This window comes from Bradyrhizobium sp. USDA 4341 (genome assembly GCF_054063755.1).
In genome coordinates this window covers 6,753,393-6,766,934 of sequence record NZ_JBSSGO010000002.1, presented here as the reverse complement: position 1 = coordinate 6,766,934, position 13,542 = coordinate 6,753,393, and the positions used below count along the sequence as shown (strand labels likewise).

At 65.0% G+C, this 13,542-nt stretch carries 14 protein-coding genes and 1 pseudogene; 1 reads left to right on the top strand and 14 read right to left on the bottom strand.

The window, feature by feature from the left end:
* Positions 1–68: 68 nt before the first annotated feature.
* The 8 genes and pseudogenes from ACVIGB_RS38000 to ACVIGB_RS37965 all read right to left on the bottom strand — a co-directional run bounded on the left by ACVIGB_RS38000 (position 69) and on the right by ACVIGB_RS37965 (position 5,953).
* Positions 69–281: a hypothetical protein gene (locus ACVIGB_RS38000; RefSeq protein ID WP_456718842.1), complete on the bottom strand. Its 213-nt coding sequence runs from the start codon at positions 279–281 to the stop codon at positions 69–71.
* Positions 282–444: 163 nt separating this feature from the next.
* Positions 445–915: a GNAT family N-acetyltransferase gene (locus tag ACVIGB_RS37995; RefSeq protein ID WP_456718843.1), complete on the bottom strand. Its 471-nt coding sequence runs from the start codon at positions 913–915 to the stop codon at positions 445–447.
* An 18-nt stretch (positions 916–933) separates the two neighbouring features.
* On the bottom strand, positions 934–1,524 hold the full coding sequence (locus ACVIGB_RS37990) for a glutathione S-transferase family protein (RefSeq protein WP_456718844.1): 591 nt from the start codon (positions 1,522–1,524) through the stop codon (positions 934–936).
* 71 nt (positions 1,525–1,595) lie between these two features.
* On the bottom strand, positions 1,596–2,447 hold the full coding sequence (locus ACVIGB_RS37985; RefSeq protein WP_456718845.1) for an outer membrane protein: 852 nt from the start codon (positions 2,445–2,447) through the stop codon (positions 1,596–1,598).
* 180 nt (positions 2,448–2,627) lie between these two features.
* A complete protein-coding gene (locus ACVIGB_RS37980; protein WP_171947755.1) occupies positions 2,628–3,479 on the bottom strand; it encodes an outer membrane protein in 852 nt (283 codons plus the stop codon).
* A gap of 300 nt (positions 3,480–3,779) precedes the next feature.
* Positions 3,780–3,953: pseudogene (locus ACVIGB_RS37975) on the bottom strand (MFS transporter); the annotation flags it as partial.
* A gap of 262 nt (positions 3,954–4,215) precedes the next feature.
* Positions 4,216–5,562, bottom strand: coding sequence for a phosphoglucosamine mutase (gene glmM / locus ACVIGB_RS37970; RefSeq protein ID WP_092117402.1), 1,347 nt, complete (start codon positions 5,560–5,562; stop codon positions 4,216–4,218).
* A gap of 217 nt (positions 5,563–5,779) precedes the next feature.
* Positions 5,780–5,953 (bottom strand): hypothetical protein, encoded by a 174-nt coding sequence (locus tag ACVIGB_RS37965; protein ID WP_456718846.1) that lies wholly within the window; start codon positions 5,951–5,953, stop codon positions 5,780–5,782.
* A gap of 123 nt (positions 5,954–6,076) precedes the next feature.
* Here ACVIGB_RS37965 and ACVIGB_RS37960 point away from each other — a divergent pair, with 123 nt between their 5' ends.
* Complete coding sequence (locus ACVIGB_RS37960; protein WP_456718847.1) at positions 6,077–7,213, top strand: alpha-hydroxy acid oxidase; 1,137 nt, start codon at positions 6,077–6,079, stop codon at positions 7,211–7,213.
* Positions 7,214–7,385: 172 nt separating this feature from the next.
* Here the strand turns inward: ACVIGB_RS37960 and ACVIGB_RS37955 are convergent, their stop codons facing one another.
* The 6 genes from ACVIGB_RS37955 to ACVIGB_RS37930 all read right to left on the bottom strand — a co-directional run bounded on the left by ACVIGB_RS37955 (position 7,386) and on the right by ACVIGB_RS37930 (position 13,427).
* Positions 7,386–7,994 carry a hypothetical protein gene (locus ACVIGB_RS37955; RefSeq protein WP_456718848.1) on the bottom strand — a complete coding sequence of 203 codons (609 nt, stop codon included), beginning with the start codon at positions 7,992–7,994 and terminating at the stop codon, positions 7,386–7,388.
* A 398-nt stretch (positions 7,995–8,392) separates the two neighbouring features.
* A complete protein-coding gene (locus tag ACVIGB_RS37950; RefSeq protein ID WP_456724979.1) occupies positions 8,393–8,971 on the bottom strand; it encodes a hypothetical protein in 579 nt (192 codons plus the stop codon).
* 115 nt (positions 8,972–9,086) lie between these two features.
* Entirely contained in the window at positions 9,087–9,965 is an 879-nt protein-coding gene (locus tag ACVIGB_RS37945) for a shikimate dehydrogenase (protein WP_456718849.1), read from the bottom strand.
* A 31-nt stretch (positions 9,966–9,996) separates the two neighbouring features.
* Positions 9,997–10,638, bottom strand: a complete 642-nt coding sequence (locus tag ACVIGB_RS37940; protein ID WP_456718850.1) for a YoaK family protein — start codon at positions 10,636–10,638, stop codon at positions 9,997–9,999.
* Between the two features lie 95 nt (positions 10,639–10,733).
* Complete coding sequence (locus tag ACVIGB_RS37935) at positions 10,734–12,782, bottom strand: elongation factor G (RefSeq protein ID WP_456718851.1); 2,049 nt, start codon at positions 12,780–12,782, stop codon at positions 10,734–10,736.
* Between the two features lie 162 nt (positions 12,783–12,944).
* Positions 12,945–13,427, bottom strand: a complete 483-nt coding sequence (locus ACVIGB_RS37930; RefSeq protein WP_097673135.1) for a DUF992 domain-containing protein — start codon at positions 13,425–13,427, stop codon at positions 12,945–12,947.
* Positions 13,428–13,542: the final 115 nt, after the last annotated feature.

Here is a 13,542-nt window from a genome sequence, read left to right as displayed (position 1 = left end):
TCCAGATAGCTGCCTCTCGGTGGGGAGAGGTTTCCCGCCGTCGGAAATAGTGGAAGGGCACCAAAACGTCAAGGAAGTTCCGACTTTTCCGGGACAGTCGGGGGATCACGGCTGATTGATGGGGCGTCCTCGACCTGCTGCATCGTCTCCTGATCGAGCAAATCCGCCGCGAGAGTCATGATCTTAACTGCCCTGCGCCGGCTCGATATTTTCAAAATGCTCTTATCGCCGGCCTGCACGATGTACTCGTTGCCGACCCGCACGATCGAATAGTCCGACATTCAAATCCCCAGTTGCCCGCCGCCCCGTGGGAGACGCCCGACATACCGGACTCGTTCCGACCCGTAAATTCACGGAGACCGGCTTAGTTTATTGGCTGTTAACCGGATCGCGCAGCAGCGGCTACCGCAGGCATTGTCGTGTGTGCGGCACAACTCGCGCAGGTCAGAAGCGAAGCGTCATGCCGACATGGCTGCGCGCGAATCCGAGCCGCTCATAGAAGCGCTGCGCATCGACGCGCGTGTGATACGTCAGCAACTCGACCAGCATGCAGCCTTGCGCGCGCGCCTCCGCGACCGCCCACTGCACGAGCAGCTCGCCAATGCCGCGGCTGCGGCAGTGTGTTGCGACGCGGACGTCCTCGAGCAGGCCGCGCGAAGAGCCCTGCGAGCTGATACCCGGCAGCACCGCGAGCTGCAGGCAGCCGATGACGGCGCCCTCCCCGTCGACGGCGACGACAAGCTGCAGGTTCGGATCACGCTCGACCCGCGCGAAGGCGTCGTAGTAGCTTGGCGGCAGCGGATCCGCGATCCGCTCGCGCGCACGGCCGAGCGGATCGTCCGCCAGCATGCCGACGATGGCGGCGACATCCTCGCGGCGAGCGCGGCGGATCGTGATCGATGAAGCTTCACGCATGGCGAGGTTTACCCGAGATCAGCGGACCGGCGGCAGAGCGAGCACATGCTCCGCGTCGGCGATCCAGCGGCGGGTCATGGGATAGCGCGCGAGCGCGAGGCCGCCATCCTCCGCCATGCGCGTATAGGCAAGCAGCGAGACGTCGGCGAGCGAGAACGCATCGCCGACCAGGAATTGCGCGCCGGCGAGATGCCGCTCCAAATGATCGAGCGCCACATAGCCGCGCTTGATGAGGTTCGGATCGATCTCCGACACGGCCTTGCCGAGATACACGGCCTGAAAGCGGCAGACGGCAACATAGGGCTCATGGCTGTTCTGCTCCCAGAACATCCAGGCATCCATCTGCGCCGCGCGATAGGGATCGCCGGGGATCAGATCGCTTCCGCGCGCGAGGTAGCGGATGATGGCGTCGGATTGCGCGAGCGTGCGGCCGTCATCCAGCTCGACCGTCGGCACCTGACCCCAACCGTTCAGCTTGAGGAATTCCGCCGTCCGGCTGCCGCCCTTCATGGTGTCGATCTCGACCCACGTGTAAGGCAGCGCCAGTTTGTCGCACACCCATTTCACCTTCAGGCAATTGCCCGAATTGGCGTCGCCGTAGATTTTCATCTGAGGTCGCTCCGCTTGCGGAGCAACATCGGATCAGCCGCACATTGCAGTGTCAAGCGACGCGGCGTGCGTCAGAACTTGTAGCCGATGGCGGCGCGTACGCTGTTCTGCGTGACCGACGTGTTCTTGACCGGGCTGAACTTGACGTATTCCCACTCGCCGCGCACGAAAACACAATTCCACAGCATGTATTCCAGGCCGAGACCAGCGGTCCAGCCGGCAACGTAGGCGTCCGTTTTCGCATCCGTCGCGGTTTGGGCAAACTGCGGGAGCGCAAAGGTGGTCGAACTTCCGTCAGCAAAGTTGATCGTTCTGTTCACGGAGCTTGTGACCGTGCGCGAAACGTCCATTCGGCCGACTGCAAGGCCGCCGAAGACGTAAGGCAGAAAGTCACCGGTTGCCCAACCTGCGCGGCCGCGGAATGTCATCTCGTCCTTGAGCTTCAGCGCAGCGCTTCCATTCAGCGACACGCCGTCGGCGGCAGACGCGCCGGCCGGCAGGACCAAGTTTGGCTGAGCGACTTGAATCGGACCCAGACTTCCGGAGGTCGTTGTCGTCAGCCCGGACCAATAGGTATAGTTTGCTTCGACACCCACCACGACGTCGTCAAACTGATAGTTGCGTCCGACAAACGCTCCGAAGCCCGAGCTTTGCGCATTGACCCGGCCCAGCAAATTAAATTGGGACGTCGGCCCCTGCAGCGTGGTGTTGCGGAAGATGGAATTGGTCAGGGAAGCAACGCTGCCCCCGAAGTCGGTGTTGATCCATGTCTGGCCGACCTGACCGCCGGCATACCAGCCGTCCCAGTTTCTGGTTGGCGCGCTGGAAGCGGGAAGACTGCCGCGAAGGAAATCAGGCATGTCGGCCGCCTGTGCGCCGGTCACCGCCCCGAACATCATCGCCGCCAGCAAGAACCTACGCATTGCAACGCTCCATCCCACTCACCGAATGCGCGTTGATCATCGCCTGTTAACCTTAACCAATCGTTGTCGCCGGCCGCTTTCGACCACTCAAGTTGCAGAAGCTCGCGACATGACACGGCAAAGAAAAACGGCGCGGGGTGATCCCGCGCCGTTTCAATCGTTAACCGAGAAGGCCCGAAATTAACCCTTGCGGATCAGCGGGGGCGGCGGCGGCGGGGGCAGCACGTCGCAGCAGGGCAAGGCGAAGCGCACGCCGAGCTTCACGTCCTGCGAGGTCATGTCGCGGAACTGGAAGCTCGAGGGACCGGCCGGCGTGCCGTCGAAGAAGTGACCCTGGCCGTGGCCGGCGGTGCCCATGTCGAGGTAGCGATAGGCCAGTTCAACCGTGAAGTTGTTGGTGACCTTGTAGGCGACACCGGCATGCAGCGCCCAGGCGAAGTTGGTCTTGGTCGCGCCGTCGGCGACGAAGGAACTGGTCAGGCCGGAGCCGCTCGGGAACGTGGCGACGTCGGAGAAGGCCGAGGTCTTGATCACCGCGGCACCGACACCGGCACCGATGAACGGGGTCAGGCAACCCCAGGTGCCGAGATCGGCGTAGATGTTCGCGAGGCCGACCCAGCTCTGGACGCCGCCATGATAGGTGTCGCCCAAAGAGCTCGGCCCGGGGAACGTGAAGAAGTCGGTGCCGTTGAAGCTCACCTTCGAGCGATACTCACCGGTGATGTCGGCGCGGAACCAGCTGTTGAACTGATAGCCGACGCCGACGCCGAACAGCATGCCGCTGTCGAAGCCGGTGCCGAACTGACTGAACGCGGTGCCGGGCGGCAGCGTGTCGTAGGCATTGGCGTGCAGCTTCGCCCGGGTGTTTGTCATGCCGATGTCGCCGCGCAGATACCAGCCGCCGAAGTCCTGGACCGGCGGAGGAGCATACGCCATCGGGGGCGGCGGCATGATCGGCATGTCGGCAGCGAACGCCACCGAAGACAGCAGGGATGCCGCGCCTGCGGCAATCAGGGTCGTTACGCTACGCATTGGCTTCGTCCTTTTGGGCCAGTGAGGCGACACGACAGCCCCACGTCTGAAACTCACGGGCCGGACGATGCCAGCAAATGTTTAAGCGGCACTTAACCCTAATTTTTAAGGTTGATTTTCTCTCACCTTTTGCTGCGGCTGGTGCTTATGGGTCCATAGAAGCGCGCGTGCGGCGGCGAAAGATGGCGATCTCGCCACAGGTGCTAATGAAGCGTTGACGCAGGCCCGCGGTTTGCAGCGCACGCGAGCGCTGAGTGTTAGCGATTGCTTAATGTGGAGCGGCGCCCTCGCCGCGCACGTTCAGCGAACGGCCTTCGGCATCTTCGGCAGGAACACCGCGAGCAGGCCGATCGCCGGCAGGAATGCGCACAGCTGATAGACGAAGGCGATCGAGGTGTGGCCCAGCACCGCGGCGCCGAGACCGCCGATGCCGAAGGCGACGCCGAAGAACACACCGGAGATCATGCCGAAGCGAAAAATGCCTCCGTGTCGTACGACACGGCGGTAGGGCAAACCAGTTGCATTAGCTAATGGCAGCGATGCGCTGTGGAGTTCTCATCGACGACCCGTCATCCTGAGGAGCGGCCGCTTGGCCGCGTCTCGAAGGATGAATCGGCCACCAGCCGGGCCGTGCATCCTTCGAGACGCGCGCAAGAGCGCGCTCCTCCAGCGACAAAGGCGAAGCCTTTGCGCGGGGATGACGGGACCGGCAGATGCGAGATTGGAATCAGCAGCCCTAAGCCGCCGCGGCGTGGCCGAGTGCGCTGACGATGTTGTCGACGACCTCTTCCACCAGGATGCGATCGTCGCCCTCGCCCATGACGCGGATCACCGGCTCGGTGCCGGAGGGGCGGATCAGCAGGCGGCCATGGCCGTTGAGGCGCTTCTCGCCGTCGGTGATCGCGGACTTGACCTCGGCGTCGTCGAGCGGCTTGCCGCTGCGATAGCGCACGTTCTTCAGTATTTGCGGCAACGGATCAAAGCGCCGGCAGATCTCCGACACCGGGCGGCGCAGCTTCTGCACCACGGCCAGTACCTGCAACGCAGCGACGAAGCCGTCGCCGGTGGTCGAATAGTCCGACATGATGATGTGGCCGGACGGCTCGCCGCCGAGATTGTAGCCGCCGCTCAGCATCTGCTCGAGCACATAGCGGTCGCCGACCGGGGTGCGGACCATCGAAATTCCGTGGCCCTGCAGGAAGCGCTCCAGTCCGAGATTGGACATCACGGTCGTGACGATGCCGGGCTTGGCGAGGCGCCCCTCTTCCTTCCAGCTCTGCGCGATCACCGCGAGCAGCTGGTCGCCGTCGACGATGTGGCCGCGCTCGTCGACCAGGATGACGCGATCGGCATCGCCATCGAGCGCTATGCCGATGTCGGCGCGCATCTCGCGCACCTTCCGCGACAGCGCTTCCGGCGAGGTCGAGCCGCATTCCTTGTTGATGTTGAAGCCGTCGGGTTCGACCCCGATCGGCACCACATCGGCGCCGAGCTCCCACAGCGCTTCCGGCACCACCTTGTAGGCGGCGCCATTGGCGCAATCGACCACGACGCGCAGGCCGTCGAGCGAGAGGTCGCGCGGCAGGGTGCGCTTGGCGAATTCGATGTAGCGGTCGTGGACGCCGTCGATGCGGCGGGCCCGGCCGAGGCTCGCGCTCTGCGCCAGGCGGCGGTCCAGCGATTCGTCGAGCAGCTGCTCGATCTGCTTCTCGACATCGTCGGAGAGCTTGAAGCCCTGCGGGCCGAACAGCTTGATGCCGTTGTCCTCGAAAAGATTATGCGACGCCGAGATCATGACGCCGAGATCGGCGCGCATCGACTTGGTCAGCATCGCGATCGCCGGCGTCGGCATCGGGCCGACCAGCAGCACGTCCATGCCGACCGAGGTGAAGCCTGCGACCATGGCGTATTCGATCATGTAGCCGGACAGCCGCGTGTCCTTGCCGATCACGACGCGATGGCGATGGTCGCCACGCTGAAACACCAACCCTGCGGCCTGCCCCACCTTGAGCGCGAGCTCCGGCGTAATCAGCCCATTGGCGCGGCCCCGAATTCCATCGGTCCCGAAATATTTGCGGCTCATGATACCCCCAACACGGACCTCTCGAACCACCCGGCGAGAGAGTCCTGAACGCCTACCAGTGTAGCGTGCATCGGCCTTATAGACTGCCAGGCGCTAAAATGACTTCAAAAAATATGATGAATCATTACCGCGGCTGAACCGCATTTTTCGGCATTAAGGCGCTGAAAAATATAACATTATGGCGCTTCAGGCAATCCCCGGGAACGAGTGCTGTCCCCTACCTCTTGCCGACTCGCTTGACGTGCTGGTCGCCCTTGCTGGGGGCCGGCTGGGTGACATTGACGGGGTCGGAACCGGGAAACGTCTCCTCCAGGCCCTCTTCCAGGGCCTCGTCGAGCCGGCGCTTTTCGGCATTGTCGTCTGGCTTCGGCTTGGAGCCTGATTGCGTCATCGTCCTCTCCCATCCGTCTTCAGATTTGGCGGGCCATCCAACCATGCTAGATGACGGCAAGACCGAACACCCGCAAGACGTCTGCATCGAACTTGCGACCAAGAAGAAGGGCCGGGAACGTCCATGAAGCACATTACCTGCATCGAAGACCTGCGCCAGCTGCACAAGCGCCGGGTGCCGAAGGCGTTTTTCGATTATGCGGACCGCGGCTCCTACACCGAGGACACGCTGCGAGCCAACACCGAGGACCTGCAGCAGATCAAGTTCCGCCAGCGCATCCTGGTCGATGTGTCCAAGCGCAGCCTGGCGACCACGATCCTCGGCGAGCCCTCGGCGATGCCGCTGATCCTGGCGCCGGTCGGCCTGCTCGGCATGCAGCATGGCGACGGCGAGATCTACGCCTGCCGCGCGGCGCAGGCGGCCGGCATCCCGTTCACCCAGAGCACGATGTCGATCTGCTCGATCGAGGACATCGCGGCCGCCGTCGACAAGCCGTTCTGGTTCCAGCTCTACGTCATGAAGGACCGCGGCTTCATCAAGTCGCTGATCGAGCGCGCCATCGCGGCGAAATGCTCGGCGCTGGTGTTGACCGTCGACCTGCAGGTGATCGGCCAGCGTCACCAGGACATCAAGAACGGCATGACGGTGCCGCCGGAGTGGTCGCTGTCGAAGCTGATCGACTTCGCGAGCAAGCCGTCATGGGTCGCCGGCGTGCTGCGCGGCAAGCGCCGCAGCTTCGGTAACATCGTCGGTCACGTCAAAGGCACCGAGGATCTGACCAAGCTGTCGGAATGGACCGCCTCGCAGTTCGACACCACGCTGAACTGGAAGGACATCGACTGGATCCGCAGCATCTGGCCGGGCAAGCTGATCCTCAAGGGCATCCTCGATGTCGAGGACGCCGAGCTCGCCGCCAAGACCGGCGCGCAGGCGATCGTGGTGTCCAACCATGGCGGCCGCCAGCTCGACGGCGCACCGTCCTCGATCGAGGTGCTGCCGGAGATCGTCGACGAGGTCGGCTCGAAGCTCGAGATCATGTTCGACGGCGGCATCCGCACCGGCATGGACATCATGCGCGCGCTCGCACTCGGCGCGAAGTCCTGCATGATCGGCCGCGCCTATGCCTACGGCCTCGGCGCCGGCGGCCAGGAAGGCGTCGCCAAGGCGCTCGACATCCTCGGCAAGGAGCTCACCACCACGATGGGGCTGTGCGGCGTCAACACCATCGCCGAGATCGACGACAAGGTGCTGGCGGTTTAGCGCGGCTACACACTCCCCGTCGTCCCGGGCAAGCGAAGCGCGACCCGGGATCCATAACCACAGCCGTGCAAGATTTGGACGGCTGTGGCCACAACACTGTTCAACAATGATGATCGGTGGTTATGGGTCCCGCTTTCGCCGGGACGACGTGTTGAAAGAGCTTCGCTTCGCGTCACATCGGCGGTGCGATGCCGTCGCGGCCGACATTGACGCGGTTGGCTTCCAGCGTGCCGTCGTCCTTCTTCACCGCGCCGAAGATGATGATCTTGGCGCCCGGCTTCAGCTCCGACTTGTCGCCGGAAACGAAGGTGACGACCGGGGTTCCCGGCGGCACCACGACCTTCTTCTCACCGTCCTTGTATTTCACCAGGATGTTCTGGCCGTTGGTGCCCTCCACCGTCTCGGCGACGGTGGCGTTGGTCATGGTCGAGTTGGCACGCAGGTCCCAGGGACGAAAACCTTCGGCGGCGCCGCGCTGGTCTTCCGGGAAGATGTGAACCGCGATCGCCTTCTGGGTTCCGTCCGGCTCGGGCATGGCGGTGACGCCGATATAGGAACCGGCCTTGATCTCCGACAGATCGGTCTTGGCGACGCCGAACACCGCGACGTTTTCGGTGGTGCGTACCTTCATATCGTCGCCGTCGCGCGACTTGATCGACAGCATCGCGCCATCGACGGCCTCGATGGTGCCGCGGATGCGCACCGTCGGCGGCTGCTGCGCCGATGCGGCCGAGGTGAAGGCAACGAGAAGCAATGCGGCGAACAGCGTCGATTTCGGCATGGTGTCCCTCATGGGTTTGGCTGGCGAATCAGGGAACACCGGGGAGTTGCAGGTATTCCGTGCGGCTACCTCCCCTTCGCAGGAGAAGTGACTCGCATGGCAACTACGGACCGGATGAGGGGGCCGTTACGGCGATAACGGACAGGTGATGCGCGTGAGTGTGCATGACCGCCGTGGCCAGATAGTCTTCGTCGTCCCGGGCAAGCCAACGGGTCGGCGCGAAGCGCCGCCCGATGACAGGCTCCGCGCGAGCCGGGACCCATAACCACGCCCCTACGAGATTTGGCGCGCTGTGGCTCCAGCTCTTCTCAACAATTATCATCGGTGGTTATGATACCGGCTCCCGTGTGCAATTGCGCACTAGGCTGGGGCGACGTGTTGAGAGACTGGCGTTCGCGTCACATCGGCGGCGTGAGGCCGTCGCGGCCGACGCTGACGCGGTCGGTTTCGAGCGAGCCGTCGGGCAACTTCTTCAAGAAGGCGATGACCTTGGCGCCGGCCTTCAGATCCGCCTTGTCGCCGGGAACATAGGTCACGACAGGTGTGTCGGGCGTGACCTGCACCTTCTTCTCGCCGTCCTTGTACTTGACCAGCAATGTATCACCGTCATTGCCGACGACTGATTCCGCGACGGTGGCGTTGGTCATGCTGCTGTTCGGCTTCAGATCATACGGCCGCGAGCCTTCGCCGGTGCCGCGCATGTTTTCGGGGAAGACGTGCACCTCGACCGCCTTCGGCACGCCGTCGGGCCCCGGCACCGTGGTCGTACCAATGAAGGAACCGACCTTGATGTCGGACAGTGCGATCTTGGTGAGGCCGAGCACCACCATATTGCCCGCCATGTGCAGCTTGACGTCCTCGCCGCTGCGCGACTTCACCGCTAGCGTATCGCCATCGACGCTCTCGACGGTTCCACGCACCCGCGTCGGCGTCGGCGGCTGCTGGGCAAGCGCGTAGAGCGTGGATGCCGTCACCATCGCGAGCGCAATGAACGGACGAGTGAAGTGGGAACGGCTGGCAGGCATGGTGATCTCCGGGAAGGAACGCGGGGGACTAACACGAGACACCGCTCCGGAGACGCTATTCCAGGCCTCAAGTCTTTGTGAGATCGGCTTCGACAAGCGCACGCAGCTCCGGCGTGACGTGCGGGCGCTGGCCGAACCACAGCTCGAAACCGCGAACCGCCTGGTGCAGCAGCATGCCGAGCCCGTCGGCGGTCTTCAGCCCCCGCGCCGCTGCCGCGGCAAGCAACGGCGTCACCAGCGGCACATAGACAAGATCGGAAACAACCGCGCTCTGCGGCAACAACGCGACATCGATCTCGAGCGCGGGCTGGCCATGCATGCCGAGCGACGTCGTGTTCACCAGCAAACCTGCGCGCGGCAAGAGCTCGCCGACCGTGTCCCACGTCGCCGGATGAACGCGCGCGCCGAACTGCTCTGCGAGCGCGCGGGCGCGGGCGATGGTGCGGTTGACCAGGTGCACGCGCGCAATCCCGCGCTCGATCAGGCCGAACACCACCGCACGCGCCGCGCCGCCGGCGCCGAGCACCAGCGCGTCCTCCGTCTTGTCCCAACCGGGCGCGCAGGCGTCTAGATTGTTGATGAAGCCTTCGACATCGGTGTTGGTCGAGCGCAGCTCGCCGTCGGCGAACCACAACGTGTTGGCGGCACCGACGGCGCGGGCGCGCGCGTCCGGTGCAGAGAGAGCCAGCGCGCGCTCCTTGTGCGGAATGGTGACGTTGGCGCCGACGAAGCCGCGCAACGACAGGCGGAACAGGAAATCCTTGAAATCCTCCGGCGGCACGGCCTCGATCACATAGCCGCCCTCGATGCCGAGCGTGCGCAGCCAGTAATGATGGATCAGCGGCGAGCGGGAATGCGCCGCCGGCCAGCCGATCAGGCACGCGGCGCGGGTATTGGCTTGGGGGTTGCCTTGGGTGTGGCCTTGGGTGTTGCCTTGGGATGTCATGGCCGTGACATCGGCCAAGGCAGCCGCGCTGTCAATCCATCCGCTTCGCGGTTGCGGCAACCAGCGCGCTGAGGGCGAACGCGGTGCCCGCGGCAAACCAGATCGCACCGAGATTGATCGAGCGGTAGGCAAGTGCCCCGAGCAGAGCGCCCGCGACCAGCGCCGCCCACAGCAATAGGTTCGGCAGCCAGGCCCACGGCGCACCGCCGGTCAGCGCGGCGGCGATCAGCTGCCCGGCCTTCACCAGCGCTCCCGTGACATAGGTTAGGCCAAGCCCGGCCCCGCCTTCGAGCTGGAACACGGCGTTCTCGAGCCCCATCGCCAGCACGATGGCGGCGACCGCCGTGTTCGGCACGCCGTAGGCATAGGCGATCGCCGCCGCCATCAGCAGCAGCGCCTCGACCAGCAGGATCAGGGGCTGGCGATGTGCGATGCGGCTGAGCACGACCAGGCTGCCGGTCGCAGCACCGGCGACGAACAGCACGATGAGCTCCAGCGCTTCCAGCGCATGCTGCCAGTGCCCCTCGGCCAAGATCACGCCAAGCCGCGTCGAGTTGCCGCTCATGAAGGACACGAACAGCCCGCCGAGATGCAGATAGCCGATGCCGTCGACATAGCCGGCCAGCGCGCTGAGCGCGCAGGCCAGCGCCAGGTTACGGCGGGATTCAAGCATGATGTCGTTGCGCCCCCATCAGGGACACAAGCTAGCGGCCTCCGGCCAACCTGCCAACGATCACGCCCGCGCGGGGCGTGATCGCAGCAGCAGTCTCACGCCGCGTCGCGATGCGCGGCGATGATCTGGTCGGCGGCGCGGCCCGTCACTTCGGCCATGCGGTCGAACTGGCGGGTGAACGTGCCGGCGCCGGCGGTGGCGGAGCGCAGCTCGACGATGAGGTCGCCGATCTCGGATTCCGGCATCGTGGCACGGACGCAGTCCCAGCCGCTCCAGCCCTCGCGGGTGTCGAAGCCGAGGATCTGGCCGCGGCGCGCCGACAGGATCGCGTTGACCTTGGCGGTCGCCTCGGTCGGGCAGACGATCTCCACCATATGGATCGGCTCCAGCAGCACCGGCTGGCACTGCGGCAGCGCCTCGCTGACGCCGGCCCGCGCCGCGGTACGGAACGCCAGGTCGGAGGAGTCGACGCTGTGATAGGAGCCGTCGGTCAGCGTGACGTCGACATCGATCACGGGAAAGCCGAGCGGCCCGCGGACCAGCGCGTCGACCACGCCCTCCTCCACCGCGCCGATATAGTTGCGCGGCACCGCGCCGCCGACCACCTTCTCGTGGAATTCGAAGCCGCTTCCGCGCGGCTTCGGCTTGATGTCGAGCACGACGTCGCCGAACTGACCGTGGCCGCCGGACTGCTTCTTGTGCCGTCCGCGCTGGGTGACGGCCTTGCGGATGGTCTCCTGATAGCCGATCGCCGGCGGATGCGATTTGACGTTGACGCCGTAGCGGTCCTTCAGCCGCTCCTGCGCGACGCGCAGATGCATCTCGCCCTGCCCCCACAGCACGGTGTCGTGGGTGCGTGGGTTCTGGATCATCGTCAGCGAGGGATCCTCCTCGTTCAACCGCAGCAGTGCCTGGCCGAGCTTGACGTCGTCCTTGCGGTCGGTCGCGGCGATCGAGATCGACAGCACCGCCGCCACCGGCTCGATCTTGACCAGCGAAGCCGGGGCGGTCTTGCCGCTCGAGACCGTATCGCCGGTCTTGATCGCATCGAGCTTGCCGAGCGCGACCGCGTCGCCGGCTTCGGCCTGCGGCCGCTTGCTGTCATGCGTACCCGAGACCGCGAGGATGCCGGAAACCCGCCCGCTCTCGCCGCTTGAGGATTGCAGCGTCGCGCCGTCGTCAAGCCGGCCTGCGAGCACGCGCGCCAGCGACAGCTTGCCGCCGTGCTGCAGATGCACGGTCTTGAACACATAGGCCAGCGCGTCCTTCTGGTCCTTGATGCCGAGCCGCGCGGCGGTCTCAGTAACGCCTGGCGCCTCGTGGCGCAGCGCCTTCATCAGGCGGAGCACGCCGTTCTCGCGGCTCGCCGCACCAAGCAGCACCGGACAGATCAGCCCTTCGCGCAGTTCGCGCGCGAGATCGTCGAACACGGCATCGCGCGGCGGCTGGATATCCTCCAGCAACTGCTCCATCAACGCATCGTCGTGATCGGCGAGCTTCTCCAGCATCGAGAAGCGCGCTTCCTTCTCGCGATCGAGATTGCCGCCTTCCAGCGCCATCACCTCCGACGGCTTGTGCTCGCGATAGACGAAGGCGCGCTCCAGCGCGAGATCGACGAAGCCTTCGATCAGATCGCCGTTCCAGATCGGGATCTGGCGCAGCACCAGCGGCACGCGCGAGGCCGGCTGCAGCGTCGCAAGCGTCTCGCGGACGCGCTTGTTGGCACGGTCGATCTTGTTCAGGAACAGAAAACGGGGAATCCCGAGCTCCTCGAGCTCACGCAGGATGATCTGCAGCTGCGGCAACTTCTTCTCGTCAGCCTCGCAGACCACGACCGCGGCATCGACTGCCGGCAACGCGGCACGCATGTCGTGCGCGAACTCGATCGAGCCGGGGCAATCGATAAAGGTGTAGCTGTCCCCCATAAAGGTGGTGGTCGCGGCCGTCAGGCCTACGCCCATCTTGTGTTGACGTGCCTCGGGGCTGGCATCGCCGACGGAGGTTCCGGCATCGACGCTGCCGGCAGTCTTGATGGCGCCAGTGCGCGCCAGGATCGCTTCCAGAAGTGTGGTTTTACCGCTTTGGAAAGGGCCCACCAGCGCGATGCACCGTGGACCTCGGGGACTTCTGACGTCTTGTCCCATTGCCGCCTCCTCGTGTTGGAGCTCGGCCCATGATTGGGTCGGCGACCGTTTATGGTCTGCCCGTCTCAGGATTTTGGCAAGCTGGAAAACTCGCTGCGGTGCGGCGGCAGCACGGCGCGCGGCGTAGAGCCGCGCGCGGATCGCTTAAGCCCGCTACCGTCCTTACCGCCCTGGACGCAGCTCCAGGCTCTCGAGACCGGCGGCGATGTTGACGCCGACCTGGCCCTGCACGCTGAGCGGCTGCAGGGCGATCGTGTTGTCGGAGCCGCCGACCAACACATTGCCGCCGACGCCGACACCGAGAGTCGCACTGCCTTGCGCGCCGGCGTAATTGCCGGACAGCGCACCCGGCCCGAGCCGCTCCACCGGTGCATAGACGCCCCAGGCCAGCGCCGATTCCTGGGTGATGCCGAGATCGATGCCGACCTTTTGGATGGTCGCGATGTAGCGATCCTCAGGCAGGCCATTGGCACGCAGCACGCAACCGAGATGGGTCACGGAGCCGACGATGAAGCCGACGCTCGCGCCACCGCGGCATTCCAGGACGCCGACCTGAACGCGCTGGCTCGGCTGTTGGGCGTCCGCGCCAACGATTGCGGTCAGCGTGGCGATGGCGGCACCGGCGAGGAGAGTGAAGCGACGCATGATGGGGAGTCTCCGGCTGAGAGGCATGACGCGAGCAGAGAGCAGAACGGCGCGGTGTCTGTGGCGCCTTTCGCATCCTATGCCACAACATCGATTGTGCAGCCAGAATTGCGGT

Bases quoted from the DNA above. Each gene is read 5' to 3' on its own strand.
- ACVIGB_RS37980 (WP_171947755.1), bottom strand. From the start codon at position 3,479: ATGCGTAGCGTAACGACCCTGATTGCCGCAGGCGCGGCATCCCTGCTG.
- ACVIGB_RS37950 (WP_456724979.1), bottom strand. From the start codon at position 8,971: ATGGTGACGGCATCCACGCTCTACGCGCTTGCCCAGCAGCCGCCGACG.
- ACVIGB_RS37935 (WP_456718851.1), bottom strand. From the start codon at position 12,782: ATGGGACAAGACGTCAGAAGTCCCCGAGGTCCACGGTGCATCGCGCTG.
- ACVIGB_RS37995 (WP_456718843.1), bottom strand. From the start codon at position 915: ATGCGTGAAGCTTCATCGATCACGATCCGCCGCGCTCGCCGCGAGGAT.
- ACVIGB_RS37930 (WP_097673135.1), bottom strand. From the start codon at position 13,427: ATGCGTCGCTTCACTCTCCTCGCCGGTGCCGCCATCGCCACGCTGACC.
- ACVIGB_RS37985 (WP_456718845.1), bottom strand. From the start codon at position 2,447: ATGCGTAGGTTCTTGCTGGCGGCGATGATGTTCGGGGCGGTGACCGGC.
- ACVIGB_RS37940 (WP_456718850.1), bottom strand. From the start codon at position 10,638: ATGCTTGAATCCCGCCGTAACCTGGCGCTGGCCTGCGCGCTCAGCGCG.
- ACVIGB_RS37960 (WP_456718847.1), top strand. From the start codon at position 6,077: ATGAAGCACATTACCTGCATCGAAGACCTGCGCCAGCTGCACAAGCGC.
- ACVIGB_RS37955 (WP_456718848.1), bottom strand. From the start codon at position 7,994: ATGCCGAAATCGACGCTGTTCGCCGCATTGCTTCTCGTTGCCTTCACC.
- ACVIGB_RS38000 (WP_456718842.1), bottom strand. From the start codon at position 281: ATGTCGGACTATTCGATCGTGCGGGTCGGCAACGAGTACATCGTGCAG.
- ACVIGB_RS37965 (WP_456718846.1), bottom strand. From the start codon at position 5,953: ATGACGCAATCAGGCTCCAAGCCGAAGCCAGACGACAATGCCGAAAAG.
- ACVIGB_RS37945 (WP_456718849.1), bottom strand. From the start codon at position 9,965: ATGACATCCCAAGGCAACACCCAAGGCCACACCCAAGGCAACCCCCAA.
- glmM (WP_092117402.1), bottom strand. From the start codon at position 5,562: ATGAGCCGCAAATATTTCGGGACCGATGGAATTCGGGGCCGCGCCAAT.
- ACVIGB_RS37990 (WP_456718844.1), bottom strand. From the start codon at position 1,524: ATGAAAATCTACGGCGACGCCAATTCGGGCAATTGCCTGAAGGTGAAA.